The sequence below is a fragment of the Streptomyces sp. NPDC002838 genome, assembly GCF_040295365.1.
Classification (GTDB): Bacteria; Actinomycetota; Actinomycetes; order Streptomycetales; family Streptomycetaceae; genus Streptomyces.
Map to the genome: position 1 here is coordinate 16,510 of NZ_JBEOVF010000084.1, position 15,515 is coordinate 32,024.

The 15,515-nt window shown below is 69.2% G+C and carries 15 protein-coding genes and 1 pseudogene; 12 read left to right on the forward strand and 4 right to left on the reverse strand.

What is annotated here, in order from left to right:
• Positions 1-7: 7 nt before the first annotated feature.
• The 6 genes from ABT063_RS48335 to ABT063_RS48360 all read left to right on the forward strand — a co-directional run bounded on the left by ABT063_RS48335 (position 8) and on the right by ABT063_RS48360 (position 6,940).
• Complete coding sequence (locus tag ABT063_RS48335; RefSeq protein ID WP_351067941.1) at positions 8-1,264, forward strand: cytochrome P450 family protein; 1,257 nt, start codon at positions 8-10, stop codon at positions 1,262-1,264.
• Positions 1,265-1,454: 190 nt separating this feature from the next.
• Complete coding sequence (locus ABT063_RS48340; RefSeq protein ID WP_351067942.1) at positions 1,455-2,339, forward strand: phosphotransferase enzyme family protein; 885 nt, start codon at positions 1,455-1,457, stop codon at positions 2,337-2,339.
• Between the two features lie 184 nt (positions 2,340-2,523).
• Positions 2,524-3,543, forward strand: a complete 1,020-nt coding sequence (locus tag ABT063_RS48345; protein ID WP_351067945.1) for a phosphotransferase enzyme family protein — start codon at positions 2,524-2,526, stop codon at positions 3,541-3,543.
• Between the two features lie 195 nt (positions 3,544-3,738).
• Entirely contained in the window at positions 3,739-5,697 is a 1,959-nt protein-coding gene (locus ABT063_RS48350) for an ABC transporter ATP-binding protein (protein ID WP_351067948.1), read from the forward strand.
• A gap of 116 nt (positions 5,698-5,813) precedes the next feature.
• Positions 5,814-6,461 carry a Scr1 family TA system antitoxin-like transcriptional regulator gene (locus ABT063_RS48355; protein ID WP_351067951.1) on the forward strand — a complete coding sequence of 216 codons (648 nt, stop codon included), beginning with the start codon at positions 5,814-5,816 and terminating at the stop codon, positions 6,459-6,461.
• Positions 6,443-6,940: a DUF6082 family protein gene (locus tag ABT063_RS48360; protein ID WP_351067952.1), complete on the forward strand. Its 498-nt coding sequence runs from the start codon at positions 6,443-6,445 to the stop codon at positions 6,938-6,940. The genes ABT063_RS48355 and ABT063_RS48360 overlap by 19 nt, the downstream gene beginning before the upstream one ends.
• 350 nt (positions 6,941-7,290) lie before the next feature.
• On the opposite strand, the gene ABT063_RS48365 is transcribed toward ABT063_RS48360, so the two are convergent.
• The 4 genes from ABT063_RS48365 to ABT063_RS48380 form a co-directional block, all read right to left on the reverse strand.
• Positions 7,291-7,869, reverse strand: coding sequence for a phosphatase PAP2 family protein (locus ABT063_RS48365; RefSeq protein WP_351067954.1), 579 nt, complete (start codon positions 7,867-7,869; stop codon positions 7,291-7,293).
• Positions 7,866-9,059 (reverse strand): MAB_1171c family putative transporter, encoded by a 1,194-nt coding sequence (locus tag ABT063_RS48370; protein WP_351067956.1) that lies wholly within the window; start codon positions 9,057-9,059, stop codon positions 7,866-7,868. Before ABT063_RS48370 ends, ABT063_RS48365 begins: the two co-directional genes overlap by 4 nt.
• Positions 9,060-9,071: 12 nt before the next feature.
• Positions 9,072-9,539, reverse strand: a complete 468-nt coding sequence (locus ABT063_RS48375) for a hypothetical protein (protein WP_351067959.1) — start codon at positions 9,537-9,539, stop codon at positions 9,072-9,074.
• Between the two features lie 359 nt (positions 9,540-9,898).
• Entirely contained in the window at positions 9,899-10,339 is a 441-nt protein-coding gene (locus tag ABT063_RS48380; protein WP_351067961.1) for a helix-turn-helix domain-containing protein, read from the reverse strand.
• A 710-nt stretch (positions 10,340-11,049) separates the two neighbouring features.
• Here ABT063_RS48380 and ABT063_RS48385 point away from each other — a divergent pair.
• From ABT063_RS48385 to ABT063_RS48410, 6 genes and pseudogenes are all read left to right on the forward strand, one after another.
• Positions 11,050-11,196 (forward strand): hypothetical protein, encoded by a 147-nt coding sequence (locus tag ABT063_RS48385; protein WP_351067964.1) that lies wholly within the window; start codon positions 11,050-11,052, stop codon positions 11,194-11,196.
• A complete protein-coding gene (locus ABT063_RS48390; protein ID WP_351067967.1) occupies positions 11,193-12,098 on the forward strand; it encodes a helix-turn-helix domain-containing protein in 906 nt (301 codons plus the stop codon). Before ABT063_RS48385 ends, ABT063_RS48390 begins: the two co-directional genes overlap by 4 nt.
• Positions 12,095-12,787 (forward strand): zinc finger domain-containing protein, encoded by a 693-nt coding sequence (locus ABT063_RS48395; RefSeq protein ID WP_351067970.1) that lies wholly within the window; start codon positions 12,095-12,097, stop codon positions 12,785-12,787. Before ABT063_RS48390 ends, ABT063_RS48395 begins: the two co-directional genes overlap by 4 nt.
• A 247-nt stretch (positions 12,788-13,034) precedes the next feature.
• Positions 13,035-13,151 (forward strand): annotated as a pseudogene (locus ABT063_RS52545) (WhiB family transcriptional regulator); the annotation flags it as partial.
• Between the two features lie 433 nt (positions 13,152-13,584).
• Positions 13,585-15,165 (forward strand): hypothetical protein, encoded by a 1,581-nt coding sequence (locus tag ABT063_RS48405; RefSeq protein ID WP_351067972.1) that lies wholly within the window; start codon positions 13,585-13,587, stop codon positions 15,163-15,165.
• Positions 15,162-15,353, forward strand: a complete 192-nt coding sequence (locus tag ABT063_RS48410; protein WP_351067974.1) for a hypothetical protein — start codon at positions 15,162-15,164, stop codon at positions 15,351-15,353. The genes ABT063_RS48405 and ABT063_RS48410 overlap by 4 nt, the downstream gene beginning before the upstream one ends.
• The last annotated feature ends 162 nt before the right edge of the window (positions 15,354-15,515 follow it).

Here is a 15,515-nt window from a genome sequence, read left to right on the forward strand (position 1 = left end):
ACCCGACATGGACCGCACCCTGCCCCTCGTCCTCGACCCCACCGGCCGTGCCCGCGCGGCCGAAGAAGCCGCCCTCCACGCCGCCGGTCCCGCCACACTCGTGGACATCCTCGGCGTAACGGCCTGGTCGGTCAGCGACCCGGCCATCCTCAAGGGCCTCCTGAACGACCCCCGGGTGTCCAAGGACGCCAGCAGGCACTGGCCGGCGTTCATCAGCGGCGAGATCACCGAGAAGTGGCCGCTGGCCCTGTGGGTCGGCGTGGACAACATGTTCACCGCCTACGGAGACAACCACCGGCGGCTGAGGCGTCTCGTCAGCAAGGCGTTCACCGCCCGACGCACCGCCGAGATGGTGCCGCGCATCGAACAGATCACGGCCCGCCTCATCGACCAGATAGCCCGGAAGCCAGCGCCGACCCAGCCCGGCGAGGTCGTCGACCTGCGAGAGGCCCTCGCCTTCCCCCTGCCGATCCAGGTCATCGGCGATCTCATGGGTCTGCCCGAGGACGTGTGGCCCCGCTTCCGGACCGTGGTCGACGGAGTCTTCGACACCACGCTCAGCAGCGAGGACGCCCGCGCCAACACCATGGCCCTGTACGGCATCCTCACCGAGTTGGTCGCGTCGAAGCGGGCCACCCCCTGCGAGGACATCACGTCGGCGCTCATCGACGTACGCGATGAAGAGGGCGACGGTTCCGTTCTCACGGAGCAGGAGCTTCTGGACACGCTGCTCCTGGTCATCAGCGCCGGCTACGAGACGACCGTCAACCTGCTCGATCAAGCCGTCACCGCGCTGCTCACCCGCCCCGACCAGCTCGCTCACGTCCGCGAGGGGCGCGCGTCGTGGGACGACGTGATCGAGGAATCCCTCCGCTACGCCGCGCCCATCAGCCACCTGCCGCTTCGGTATGCCGTCGAGGACATCCCCCTCCCGGACGGGATCGTGATCAGCCAGGGCGAGGCGATCCTCGCCTCGTACGGCGCCGCCGGCCGCCATCCGAACCTGCACGGCGCCACCGCGGGCGCATTCGACGTCATGCGGGACGACAAACAGCATCTCGCTTTCGGACACGGCGCGCACTTCTGCCTCGGCGCTCCGCTGGCCCGCGCCGAAGCGCGGGCCGCGCTCCCCGCCCTCTTCAACCGCTTCCCGGACATGGCCCTCGCCGTGCCGCCCGAGGAACTTGAGCCGGTGGCGAGCCTCCTCGTCAACGGGCACCGCACGGTGCCCGTGCGGCTGCAGCCCATGCGCCGATCCGGCTGAGCCGGGGATACGGCTCATGCGGGGCCCCGCTCTACCGAGTGGGAAACGCCCAGTTCAGCGGCCGTTGTCAGTGGCTCTTGGCAGGCTACGCACCCACACGCGAATACATAGAGAATCCACCCAGTCACATGCTGTGCATGCATGTGACTGGGTGGCTCGGCGAACGAAAGGGCGCACCGAGGTGACGAACATGCCCGGCGCACTCCACGAACTGGTGGAGTCGGTAACCGATACGTACACCGTGGTTGCCGAACACCCCCGCCCCGGCACCATCAGGCCGTCCCTTTGGGAAGTCCACGCGCCCGGGGGCCGGCGGTGGTTTGTCAAGCAGCACGCGGGCCCCAAGCTGCACCGGCGTGAGGTCGATGCATACCGGAAGTGGACGGTCTCCCTCGGCGAGGGCCGGACGCCCGACCTCACCGCCGCCGAGGCCGTCTCACACACCATCCTGGTCACCGCTGTGCCCGGACACAGCCTCGACTCGCTCCGGCTGCCGGCCGAGCAGAAGCGCAAGGCCTACGAGCAGGCGGGTGAACTCCTCGCTCGCCATCACGCGGCGGCCGGCGGCGAGCCCGCCGCGGACACGAGCGAGGGCGAGTGGGAGGAGACGGTGTCGAAGGTCCTGGTGCCCGCCGCCGCGTACGTGCCCGAGCACGAACTCTCAACAGTGCGGGCCCTCCTGAGCGAGCCGCCCCCACGGCTACCGCAGGTCGCTGGACACGGCGACTACATGCCGAAGAACTGGATGTGGGACGAGTCCGAGCAAGTGCTGAGGGTCATCGACTTCGAACGCGCCGAGCTCCAGCCCGCACCACGCCGGGATCTCAGCCGCCTGCGCTATCGGATCCTGCATCACAACCCGGACCTGAACGCCGCGTTTCACCACGGGTACGGCCGCACGCTCACCGAGGAGGAAGCGGCGGCGTGCCGGGCGTACGGGGCCCTGGACGCTGTCGACTCCCTGGCCTGGGGCATCCAGCATCACGACGTCGGCCTGGTCGACGAAGCCCACACCATGCTGGAGAACCTGCGCCTGGAGACCGGCAAGAGCGTGTGGAGCGGGTGGCGCACGTGAATGCCTTCGCCGGAACCTCCGCCTACTACCGACGCTTTCGCCCAGGTATCCCCGTTGCCCTCGCCCCCTTCGCCGACAGAGGAGTGGTCACGGAGGACAACTCGTTCACCGTCCTCACGGCACCTCGCCCCTCGGCACACGAAGGCCTGTGATCCCTATGGACGAAGCAGAGCAGGGTGCGGCGTTGACTGCTGACGTGCTGGAGGACCGGTACGGACTCGTCGTCGACCTCGTCGAGCCGGTGCACATGGGCACGGACACGATCAACCGGCGAGTCCTGACCGACGACGGGCTGCGGTTGTTCGTCAAGCAGTACGCGGCGATGGCCGACCTGGACGAGGCACGCAACGCGTGGGACATGTCGGAATACTGCCGGGCCGCGGAACTCCCCGTTCCACGCGTGTGGCCCGACGCCGACGACAACCTGGTCACCATCGCGGAAGGCAGCGCATGGGCCGTCGTCGACGAGGCTCCCGGCCGGGTGACCACGTCAGCGATGACGGTCCCCCTAGCCGAACACATCGGCGTCGTCATGGGGCGCATGCACCGTGCGCTCGCCGCGTACCCGCTGCCCAAGCGCGTGCAGCAGACGCGCTGGCGGACAGAGTCCGTCGAGGACGCTGTAGCGAAGTGCGACAACGTGATGGCCAGAGCCACGCGGCAGGGCCACGACCGTCTCGACCAACTGCGAGTCGACCTCGACCAGCGGCGTACGGACTTACGCATTCACGCTGCCGCGCTGCGGGAACAGTTGCCCGAGACGCTCGTGGACCAGGCGCTGCATGCGGATCTCACCCGCACCAACCTGATCACCCTCGCCGATGCCGTCACCGGCATCATCGACTTCCGCTGCGCCAGCGCGCTGCCGGCCTGGGAGCTGGGGCGAGCGGCGTTCGACCCACGCACGGTCGCGACCAGCACCGAGTGGACTGCCTGCGCCCTGGCCATGGTGGGCGCCTACCGCTCGGAGCACCCCAGCCTCCCGATACAAGAGGTCCGTTCCTGTGCCCGGATCACGCTGCTGTACATGCTGTTCAGCTTCTACGGCGCCACCACCGCCGAGTACGACCTACCTCGGGAGGCGGAAGTGGATCTGAAGCGGTACTGGAGCGAGCGTCAGACCGCCATCCGCCGCCTGCTCGGTGACCTTGAGGGCCTCGAGGACGAGCTCACCGCCCTAGGGGCGAGCGGGGACACCTCGTGATCATTCACCAGGTATCAACTGCACGGCATTCCACGGATGTTGAGCAACGGCCTCAACCGCACACGGCATACAGGGGGACGCCTTGGCGTATCGAACAGTGATCGGCTTGTACGTGGTCTCCATCCGCAACCAGCCCGTGCCGGGCTTCCGTACGACCTCGACCGGCCACCGCGTGTCGGCGGAGGGATGGAGCCGATGACCACCATCCCGAAGCCCGCTGCCACAACCGCACCGACGGACGAGGCGGAAGTATCGGATGAGGAGCTGAAGTTCATCATCCCCGGCGACCGCCGCATCGAGGCCGCCAACGCGATCACCACCCGCTCGATGACCAAACGCCTGCCCCAACTGATCCGCCGATCCCTTGCACTGGGCTGGCAGGTCGACCGCGCCGCGGTCATCGCCCTGCTCGGCGTCCAGCTCCTCTCCGGGGTGTTGGAAGCGTTCGGGCTGATGGCCACCACCGGTGTGATCAAACCGCTGATCGCCTCCCAGCACATCAGCAGCGACCAGCTCCGCTCCGCCGTACCGTCGTTGGTGGTCCTGGCGGGGGCCATCGGTCTGCGTGCCCTACTCGGCATCGCCTCCACCGCACTGTCTGCCCGGCTCGCCCCGCGAATTGCCCGGGAGGCCGAACTCGAACTCCTCGACGCGGCGACCAGGGCGGAACTGGCCGCGTACGACAACCCCGGATACAACGACCGCTGGGACGCCGCCGACCGGGGCGTAGAGGTCTCCAGGGACCTTCTCACCCAAGCCCAGTACATCCTCGCCGCGTCGGCATCGCTGATCGCCTCGGCGTTCGTCCTGACCGCTGTGCACCCCATCCTGCTGCCACTGCTTGTTCTGGCCGCCCTGCCGAAGGGCCTGGCCAGCGTGCGGGCAGCACGCATCAGTTACATCGCCTCGCTCTCCACGTCGAAGGACCGGCGGCTACTGGGCATGCTGCGCTGGTACATGGTCGACAAGCAGACCGCCGATCAGGTCCGCTCCGGCACCATGGCACGGTTCCTGCTCGACAAGTACCGCACGGCCGGGGCGCGGATCGACGCGACGACCGACCAAGCCACCTGGCGCTCCGCCAGAATCTCCCTGGTGGGTGGGGCCACCGGAGGTCTCGCCCACGCCGTCGTGTGGGTGGCCCTGGCGCTGCTCGTGTCCGCCGGGCAGATCTCGGTCGCCGCCCTCGGCACCGCGTTCCTCGCCCTGGGCCGCGTCAGCGCAGGACTGGACGGGATCGTCGGCTACGGAGCCCAACTCTTCCGTACCGGCATGTACTTGGACGACTGGGCGGACTTCATCGACGAAGCCGGCGGCCACCGCATCGACCGCGGCCCCGGGACGCCGGCCGCGCCCACTCTCGTACGCGCCGAGAACATCACCTTCCAGTACCCGAGCGCCGACCGCCCTGCCCTCGACGACGTCTCCCTGGAGGTCCGGCGCGGCGAAGTCGTCGCACTGGTGGGCGAGAACGGCTCCGGCAAGACCACCCTCAGCAAGATCCTTTCCGCTCTCTACCTTCCCGATCAGGGAGGAGCCGTCACCTGGGACGGCACCGACACCAGAGACCTGGACGCGCATGCCACCTGGGAGCGTGTCGCCGTCGTACCGCAGTCCTACGCGAACTGGCCCCTGTCAGCGAGGGAGAACATCACCCTCGGCCAGGCCACCGAGGACGGGGACGCCGCGGTGCTCGCCGCAGCGCATGCCGCAGGCGCCGACGAGGTCATCGACGGGCTGCGCAGCGGTTTGAACACCCTGTTGGCTAAGGAATGGTGGGGTGGTCAGGAGCTGTCCGGCGGGCAGTGGCAGAGGATCGCGCTCGCTCGTGCCTTCCACCGGCCGGCCGGACTGCTCGTCCTGGACGAACCGACTGCCGCCCTGGACCCGCGGGCCGAGCACCGCATCTTCACCGGACTGCGCCGCCTCGCCGCCGACCGCGCGGTCGTCCTGGTTACGCACCGGCTCACGAACGTGACCGTCGCAGACCGCATCGTTGTTCTGGACAAAGGCCGAGTCATCCAGCACGGCACTCCCGACGAGCTGCTGGCCCAGCACGACGGCTTGTTCCGCGAACTATGGGATCTCCAAAACGAGCGCACCGGCCGCGTACCCGCCCCGGCCGACTCCGAGGAGAACGTGCCACTAAATTAGCCAGCCCTTTTCTGAACGATTCGACACCGCGAGAAGGCTTCGGAGATGAGCAAAGACGACGTCGTACGAGCCAGACGGAAGCTCGACCCGCCTGGCCCTGACGGACAGTGGCCGCGATGACGAGCGTGCGAAACGAGCGGCGCCGGAACGCGGGCCTTGCGAGGCCGTTGTCAGCCTCGGGTATGCCCGACACTTGGGGAGTCCCATGGCATGGGGCACGGCGCATCCAGATGTACGCTTCCACTCTTGTGCCGGGGCCCTTGCAGATCTACGGGTACCGGGAGGCCGTTCGTTCCTATCCGCTTGCCCGGGAGTGCGGTCACGACGAAGCCGTTCTCCCGAACGGCGTACCCGTCACGTTCGTGCTTGAGGAATCGGTGCTCCACCACCAGGTCGGCGGGCACGACGTGATGTCTGCCCAGATCAGCCACCTGCTGGGAGTCCTCCACCCAGCGACGAACCTCTCGGTGTCGCTGATTCCTCTGCATGCGGTCCGTACGCCGGTGGAACTCCCCATGGAACCCTTCGTGATCATCGACAGCCGGCAGGTCGTCCTCCCCGTCACCCCGGTGCCGGTCGTCCTTGAGCATCGCGAGCAGACGGCCCGTTACACCGCCGCGTTCGCCCGTCTCCATCGACTCGCCCTCACGGGATTCTCGGCCTCTCAACACCTGTCCGGGCTTCTGAACCCACTCGCACCCACGTCCGCAGGCTTGGCCAACATCAGGGAAGGAAGTGATCTCCCATGCGCAGCAACCGTGTGATGACCGCCGCGTTGCTCACCATCGCGGGCACGGGCATTGCCCACCTTGTCCTCAGCGAGCGACGGCACCGGGACCGGACCGTGCTGGAAAGCGCACGGATACACCAGCGGCTGCTCACCACCCCGGTCGAGCGTCCCGGACTTCGAGCGATCTGGGGCAGCCTGACACCGCTCGACCCCCGCGAACGCCGACTTCACGTGCACCGCAACGCGTGGGTTTCCGCATGGGAGGCGCTGTATCGCGTCGGCGCTCTGTCGGCCGACGGGGTACATGGTGCGGAGTGCGCCCTGTTCGCCGCACCAGAGGGCTTGGAGTGGTGGGTCCGTGTGCGGGAAGAGCGGGCCCGCGCGACCGGCGATGAACGTGGTCGCCGCTTCCACGCGCTGATGGAGGCGGCCTACCAGGACGAAACGGGAACGGTCCTGCCGCAGCCCGGCACGGGTACCGCACAGTTCCACGCGCAGCAGCCCTCTCCCTGACGCATAAGACCATTGGGCGACCGGTCTCGCTGTCGCAGGTCACGCACCCCACGGGCGCGGCGGGCGACGAGGCCGTACGCAGTGCCGCCCAGCCCGGTTCCTTGAACACCTGTGGCATCCCCGAACCCCGGCATCACAGGCACAACCCACGGCATCGCGTCCTGCGTCCACCACCAGCCGTACGAACTGAGATCAGGAGAAGCCGATGGAACTCTCGTGGAGGGAAGCCAGCCGCGGGCCTCTCCAAGTTCGACCGTCCCGCGCGCAACGAGCACATCGTCCCTCCATCGGGCTACGGAGAGAATTCGTACCTCTGTAGCCGAAGCCGTGTGGTGTCCCGCCAGGGTTCGTCAGCGCATCGCGCTGAATACAACAGCGGCGGCCAGCCCTCCGAGTAGGGCGCCGACCACCGTCTGGGCGGGAGTGTGGTCACGGAGCACGACGCGGGACCAGCCAACGGCCGTGACGCCAAGTACCAGCGGTGCCACGTGCGCGCCGTAGGCGAGGAGCAGGATCACGACCACTCCGCCGGCGACGGCGGTGTGGACCGAGACCTTCCACCAGATGGTCACGATCATGGTGGTGATGAGCCCGACGAGCATGGCGACCACCAGGGCGAAGACCTCGCGGGGCGCCTGGAGAGCAACAAGCAGTGAGATGCCTATCAGTACCGACGCCATCGTGGCGAGGAGAGGGACGGCGCGCTGCTCGCGGACGCGTACGTGCTTGTCGGTCCAGTGGCCGCGCTTCACGCCGAGCATGATGACGGCGAACGGGATACCGCCGCAGAACAGGGCGGCCAGCAGGCCCCAGCCGATCCCTGTGACGCTGCTCGTGCTGTGCCAGCCGATGATCAGCAGTATCGCGATGACGAGGTTGGCCGGCGCGAGGGTGTCGGTGATGAGGCGGGCCGTGCGGAACTCGGTCACTGTGTCGTCTCCTGCGTTCGGGCATGGTCGAGCTTGGCGGCGAAGGTGCGGATGAGGTCGGAGTCGTGAGCCCGGGCGAGTTGTTTGAGCGCGTGGATCTCGCTGGGCAGATCCCGGCCGCCGCTGGCGGGCGGGAGGGGCGCGCCGGACGAGGGCTCGCTGGCCTGCCGGGCTCGTTTGGCGCCGGTGATCCAACAGGCTTCGGCGGCGATGTCGGCCTGGGCGCCGATGAGGCCGGAGGCCGCGACGTGGGCGCGGGCCTGGTCGCGCAGGCTGCTGGGGGCATGGTCGCTGAGGGACAGGACGGCGTCTCGGATCTCGATGGTGCGGCGATACAGTCGGTCGTGAACGTGACGCAGGTGCAGAATTTCGGATGCCCTGCGCCGTGGTGGGTCGAGACGGACCTCTGGCACGGCCTCCGTGAGGCTGAGCCAGAGCGGGTACAGGTGCAGCAGGTCGCGGTATTCGCGGGTCCAGCGGTGCAGCCGTCCGGCGGCGGGCAGCGTGCTGCCGCTCACGATGAAGACCAACGCGCTGAAGAGCAGCAGACCGCTGATCGCCTCACTCGTGCTGGCAGGAACAGGGCGGTGTCCCAGAAATCCCAGGATCACGGAGGCCACGCGGTGCACGGCATAGACGATGCCGATGGTGGTGCCCATGCCGGTGAGACGAAGGCCCCTGCCGAGGAGGCCGGTGCCAGGCTGCCGGCCCCAGCGCCAGCACAGCCGAGAGGCGCTGAACAGTGCCGTCCCGAGATAGCCCGTCCACACCACTCCGTAGGCGGCGATACGCCAGTCGGTGGCGTACTCGGTGAGCAGGTCCACCACTTCGTGCGGCTGAGGAGTGGCCAAGAACAGCACCGTGATGATGACTGCCGCGTAGACGGGGACGAGGAGGTGCAGGCGGGAGGACTTAAGCCCGGGCGCCGTCTCCTCGGCCATGTTGTGCACGAAGGTCAGCACCGCATGCGCGGCGATGATGCCGCCGAGGTGCTTGCCCAGAGAACTCAGGTTGTTGACCTGGAGGGCGGCATCCGCGGGTACGGCGACGAAGGACAACCTGAGCGTCATGGCAACGGCGAGGGCGAGAAAGGCAGTCCACAGGACTCGCTTACTTGAATCGCGCCATGCGGCCGGGGCACGCCACCCAGTGACCAGCCACAGCAGGACCGCAGGAAGTGTGTCGATCATTCCAGGGCGCTCTTACGAGTCGCTGAGCGCGTCGCCCAGGCGCTGGAGGACACTGCTGCGTGCGGTCTTGCTGGTGCGGGAGGCAGCTGCCCTGTTGGCGATCAGCCCTGCGAATCGCTCGGCGTCCCGCTCGTCCTCGGTGCCATAGCTGGCCCTGGTGAGGAGACTGACCACGGTGGCAGGGTCGATGTCCGCGAACAAGCCGCCTGCTGACTGGACACCGTCGATGATCGACGTGTGGCCCAGGAGCATGTGGCCTATCTCGTGCAGGATGATGTGGTCTTGATGCAGGGGACTGGTCGCTGCCTCGTGGAAGACATGGTCGGCCTTCTCGGTGGCGATCCAGACACCACACGGGGCGTCGGTGCCGGAGATACCGGGGACGCTGTGCAGGTGGAGCGCACGGCCGCGCTGCGCTGCGATCCGGTCACAGAAGACCTGGACGTCGAACGGGTTCGGGATATCGATTGAGGCGAGCATGTCCCCGAAGTCCGGGCGGTCTTGACGTCTGCCGCCCGGCTGCTCTCTTCGACTTCGCAACGACAACTCGACTCCGCAGGTGGCGCTGTACGTGACCGCGGCAGAGGCGGCACCGGAATCTTGTATTCCGGCCACGGGAACGATACGTCAATGCTCAAGGAAATATGCCAATGGCATGCTCAAATTCCGCTCACCAGTGCGACGATCAAGGAATGCGTCTGATTCGGTATCACTTGATCAAGGCTGAATAGAGCGGCAAAAACCCTGGCGCCACCACGGGTCATGCACGAAAGCCAAAGAGTGGCGTGCGTCACAGCTTCGACCAGACAGTGGCCGTACACCTCCCGGTCGTGCCGCGTTTACCGACTGGACGCCTCGTCGTCGGCAAGCCCTTCCAGGGTGCGGGCCCGCTCAATGAACCCCTGGATCGTCGCAAGGGTCTCCGTCGACAGGCCGGAGGCCCTGAGGGCGACATCTCGCACGCGGTTGTCCCGCATGGAGGCGAGCAGTGACAGCTCGGCGGCGATCCGCTCGGAGGACTCGTCACTGAAGAAGTAGGCGGGGGCGACACCGAAGAAGCCGGCGAGGGCCTCCAGGTGCTTCATCGTCGGGTTGTCCTTCTTGCCCGTCCGCAGGCTCCAGATGTAACTCGCCGAGATGGTGGGCCCTCCCGACCGCTCGATGCCCGACGCCACCTCTTCGTAGCTGTACGGACCGCGGCCCCTGGGGTGGATCGTCACGAAGAGGTGATCGAGCTTCTCCGCGAGGGTGCGCTGCTTCGTGGGCACTCCTTCGCTCATGCGGGGCCCATCCTTCACTGACTCATGGGGCTACTGCTTCGACTGGCGTGAACGATACACCGTCAGACGCAACCGTTCCATTCTTGCCAGTTGACGTGATCCATCTTCCCTGGTCTATTGTCATCGCGCCGGCATCGACTGCTGCGAATGCACGGAGAGTGCTTCGCAGCCCAGATGGACAGGGAGGGGGACGCCGTGCGGACACCGCCGCTGAGGACCCGTGACGCCGCAACGAGCCGAGGGCCAGGCCACGCAGCCCGACGGTCGGCAGGACGCCCTGGGCGCGCCCACCGCCGCGCCACACGGGCGGGCGCGCAGATCATCGAGACGCCGACCAGGCGTCCTGGCGCGGTGACGACCGAGAAGAACTCGCACTGTCTCCTGCGGACAGCGATCCGACCCGCTTCGCGCCCGGCCGCGCGACTTCTACAGGGTTTAAGAACCAAGTCTGGATCTTGACGCAGGGTCGTGCGTATGTTCGTCGTCCCCGGGCAGCCCGCCCGGCACGACGAACACGAGGAGCAGCGGCATGCGCGCACTCCGGGCCTCATAGGCCCGGATACAGCGACGGCGCCCGAGAGGTGCGAACTCCCGGACGCCGAACGCTTCACGGCACAAACCGCCCCGGCAAGGGCGGATATCGCCACCATCACCACGCTGATCCCTTCCACGGGGCGTCTCAGCGTGGCAACACCAAAGGAGAGTGTTACATGCGCTCTGCCCTGCGCAAAAGGCCCGACGGCCTGGCCTGCGCGGCAGCCGCCCTCTTCCCCACTTCCGCCCGCCTCGGGCGTGAGCACGCTCCGGCCACCGTGCCGGCGCGCACGTCCCGCCTGTCGGCCGGGAGTCGCCAATGAGCAGCGACGCCCGCGAGTGGGTGTGGGAGCACAGTTCCAGCCGAGGGACTGCTCGCCTGGTCCTGCTGTCGATCGCCGACCGGGTGCCCGACGAGCAGTGCGCCGCCTGGGCCTCTCTCTCCAGCCTGATCGAGCGCACGAACGCGAGCAGGACCGCGGTACGCGACGCCCTCGACAAGCTCATCACTAGTAGCGAGCTGGAGCAGCGCGACGACCTCCAGGGACCACAGCGCACCACGGTGTACCGCCTGCCCCTCACCGCAGCGTTCCTGGCCAAGGTCAAGGCTGCCGAACAGGAGGGCTCGTCGGCGGAAGTCGCGGCGGCGCCGGAGGCGGATCCGGTGCCCGAGTTGAAGGTCGAGGCGCTTCGGCAGTACGGAATCTGGCTCAAGGACGGTACGGATTCCGGCCCCTCCCGGCGGAATCCGACCGGTACGGCTTCCGGCCCCTCGCGTCGGATTCCGACCCCCCGACGTGCCGGATTCCGACCCGTGGAGGGATCGGATTCCGACCCCCAGAACCGTAGTGAACCGAAGGTGAACCGTAATGACAGCAGTAGTGCTGCCGTCACCTCGGCCAGCGAATGGCAGGTCGACCCAGCCACCCACGCCTGGGCTCGTCATCAAGGTCACCTCGCCCGCCTCGGCGAGGACGGCCTGCGCTCCGCCGACGCGAAGTGGCGCGCCCACCGCGCGGCCTGGAAACCCCGGTCGGCAGGCGCCTGGGCTGCCGACTGGCGGTCCTGGATCGCCCGCGAGCGCACCCCGGGCAGCCCGAACCTCTACGCCCTGCCCGGCAGCGGCCCCGCCCCCGCAGGCGGCATGACCCGTGCCGAGGCCCACACCGCCGCCCTCCTCGCCGCCCTCGACGAGCCGACCGGAAACGGAGCAGCAGCCCAGTGACCCCACACGAAGTCGGCGCCCTGCTGGCCTACCTCGGCCGACTCGACCCCCGCCTCATCCGCACCGACAAGGGCGAGGCCCGCGACCAGATCGCCCAGTGGCACGAGCTGCTCGGCGACGTGCCCCTGGCCACCGCGCACGGCTGGGACTCCCGCGTCGTCGCCCGCGGGCACATTCTCGACTCGCCGTACCCGATCCTGCCGGTGGACGTCGCCCGCAAGTGGCGCGCTTACCGACGCGACCGCCTGTCGCGGCACACCGACCCCACACCGGCCGCCGATCCGGACGACCCGGCCTCCTGGCAGGCCGAGCTGGTCCGCACGCGTCGCGCAGTCGCCACTGGAGCCGTCCCGCCCGCGACGCACCGGCAGATCACCGGCGGCCAGGTCCCTCCCGACCTCGAACCGCATCTCAAGGCGATCGGCCGGTACATACCGGACGACGTTCGCGCCGAACTTGCCCCCTACCGGCCCGCCCGCGCGGCCCGCGAGGCGGCCATCGCCCAGGGCCAGCCGGACTTCCTCGGTGTCGAGTGCGAGTGGTGCCATGCGCAGGTCGGCGAGCCGTGCCGGCGCAGGCGCATCGGCCTCGACGGCGACGCTCGCGGCAACTCGCCCCGCGCCACCCCCCACCCCGGCCGCGTCGACCTCGCCGCAGCGCAACACGCCCAGCAGCCCGCGATGGCCTGACCGGCACTCCCCTCGGTGCACCCCGTCCGGTGCACCACCGCACACCACCGTCCCGTCCGGCTGCGACGCCCGCCCCGCGCCGCAGCCGATACCCGACGCCGCGTCCGCCTGCGGCCGGACCCGACCGGCCGACGCGGCAGCACATCGGAGGCAGAAATTGCGCACTATCACCACCCACGACGCGCCAGCCACCGGCCTGCGCGGCATCGGCGACACCAGCTGGCACATGCACGGCGTGTGCCACGGCATGGACCCCGACGACGCCGACGCAACCTTCTTCCCGCTGCCCCGGGACCATGAAGCCATCGCCGAGGCCAAGGCCCTGTGCGCCCAGTGCCCGGTCAAGCGGGACTGCCTCAACTACGCCCTGGAAAACGTCCTGAAGGAGGGCATCTGGGGCGGTCTCACCGAGGCCGAACGCCGACCCTGGCACGACGGGCTGCCCCAACGGCTCGACTACAGCCGGGTGCTCGCGGTCTTCAACGGCCGCGACGTGCACCTCACCGCCAAGGAGCGGCAGGTCGTCATCGACCACGCCTACGCCCGGGGCTGGCATGCCGACCGGCTCGCCGTCGCCCTGCAGGTCACCCAGGAGCACGCCCGCGACCTGCTGACCCAGGCCGCCAACAAGGTCTTCGACCGGGACCTCACCCAAGGCGTGCCCCAGCGGCGGAAGAAGAAACGGAAGCGGTCGAAGCCGACCACGAGCAAGCCCGCGACCGGCCAGCCCGGCCAGGAGCAGCCGGTGTCCCTTCGGTGCAGTCGACCTCCGCACCCGCCCCTCTCGGAAAGGCCGCATGACCCGCCTCTCCCTGTCCTTCGGCGCCGCCCCGGATCTGTCAGTCCTCCTCGCGGCTGGCATCCCCGTCGCGGTCCTGGCCCTGGTCCTGACCGGCTGGGCGATCCACCGCCGGGGAGCCAGCCCTCAGAAGAAACGTTCTGGCAGCCCTGCGATCAAGGTCGCCGCCCTCGCCGCGCTCGGCTGTACCGCCTACAGCGCGGACACCAGCTGGCGGTTCGCCGCCGACTACCTCGACATGGCTGGCACCGCCGAGCGGGCCGGCATGTTCGCCGCCGCCGAGCTGGCGCTGTTCGCGACCGCGCTGATGGCGCGGCAGAACCTGTCCTCCCAAGGGGCGCCGGGGCTGCCGGGCACGCTGGTCTGGGTCATCACCGGAGTGCAGGTGATCCCGGCCTACGCCGAGAGTGGCCCCATCGGCGGCACCGTCCGGGCCTTCGTCGGCCCGATCATGGCGGCGATGCTGTGGCACCTCGCCATGGGCATCGAACTGCGCCTGCGCACCCCTGATGCCGCCTCCCACGGGCTGATCGCCACCCTGGGCCGGGAGGCGCGAGAGCGACTGCTGTCCCGCCTCGGCATCGCCGCCCGGGATCGCGACGCCGCACAGATCACCCGCGACCGGGCCACCACCCGAGCCGTCACCCTCGCCGCCCGCCTCGCCGAACGCACTCCCGATCAGCGAACGAGCCGCCGAGGCCGACGGCTCGCCCGGCGGCTGTCGAAGGCAATCGGCCGAGCCTCGGTCGGCACCGACCCCACCCAGCGTGCCGAGCTGCTCAACCAGCTCGCCGCCCGCCGGCACGCACTCGCCCTCGCCACCGTGCCCCTGCCCTCCCCCTGGTCCCCGCACTCCAACGGAGCGGGCCTGGTCCCCGAACCCATCGGCGGGACCTCCCCACTGGGATCCGTGGTCCCCAGCGACGGTCCCCGCCCCCACGCCGTCCCTAGCGGGGACCGGTCCCCGCAGGAAGAGAGGGGACCGGTCCCCGGGACCGACACGGCACCCGGCAGCAGCACGGTCCCCAAAACCAGGGGCCGTGCAGCGGGGACCGCGAGCACAAAAGGCGGGACCGAAGCGCCTGAGCCGGGGACCGACACATCCCTCGACAGCGGCGAGGGGACCGGCAAACAGATACACGAAATGCCTGCTCAGCCCCCCGGAAACGACCGGGGACCGGCCGACGCTGAGTCGGGGACCGACCCCACCGGGGACCGGGGACCGACCGACACCGACACGGGGACCGACCCCACCGGGGACCGGGGACACAAGGCCCCGCTCCGGCGGAAGCCGACGGCGAAGACCAAGGGCAAACGCGGCAGTCGGTCCCACGGCCAGAAGGCGCAGCGCCCGTCGCGGGAGCTGCAGGCGTCCGTGGACCAGCTCGTGAAGCAGGTCCGGCCCCACGTCCCCGCCCTCCTGGAACGAGACGGCAACGAGACCGTCACCAGAGTCCAGCTCCGGGAGATCCTGCGGCGCGAGGGCCTGACGGGCGGCCGGAACGACCGACTCAGCCTCGTCCTGCAGCGACTGCGGAGTGAGGCGACCACCACGACGACAAGGAGCACCGCCCGATGAAGACCTGCCGCCGCTTCTCCACGATCCGCGAGCAGTTCGAGCGGGAGATCGGTTTCCTGAGCGCCCACTCCGAGCGGCATGCCGGCAGGCCGGCGGCGAAGAGCAGCGCGAAGCACGCGCTGTCGGCGAAGCAGCAGATGGCCAAGGCCCTCAGCCGGCACGTCGGGCGCTGCCCCGAGTGCGGCTGACGCCCGCAAAGCTGCAGCTCACGGCCCCTTCGTCCGACCGGTGGGCCCGGCGAGGTGCCGGGCCCCCCCCCAATTACAGGAGGGCCCACCAACGACCCCCCCAACGCGCCCGCGGGCGCCCCCCCCCCCCCCCCCAGATAGGGAGAGCGGGGGGGGTGGGAA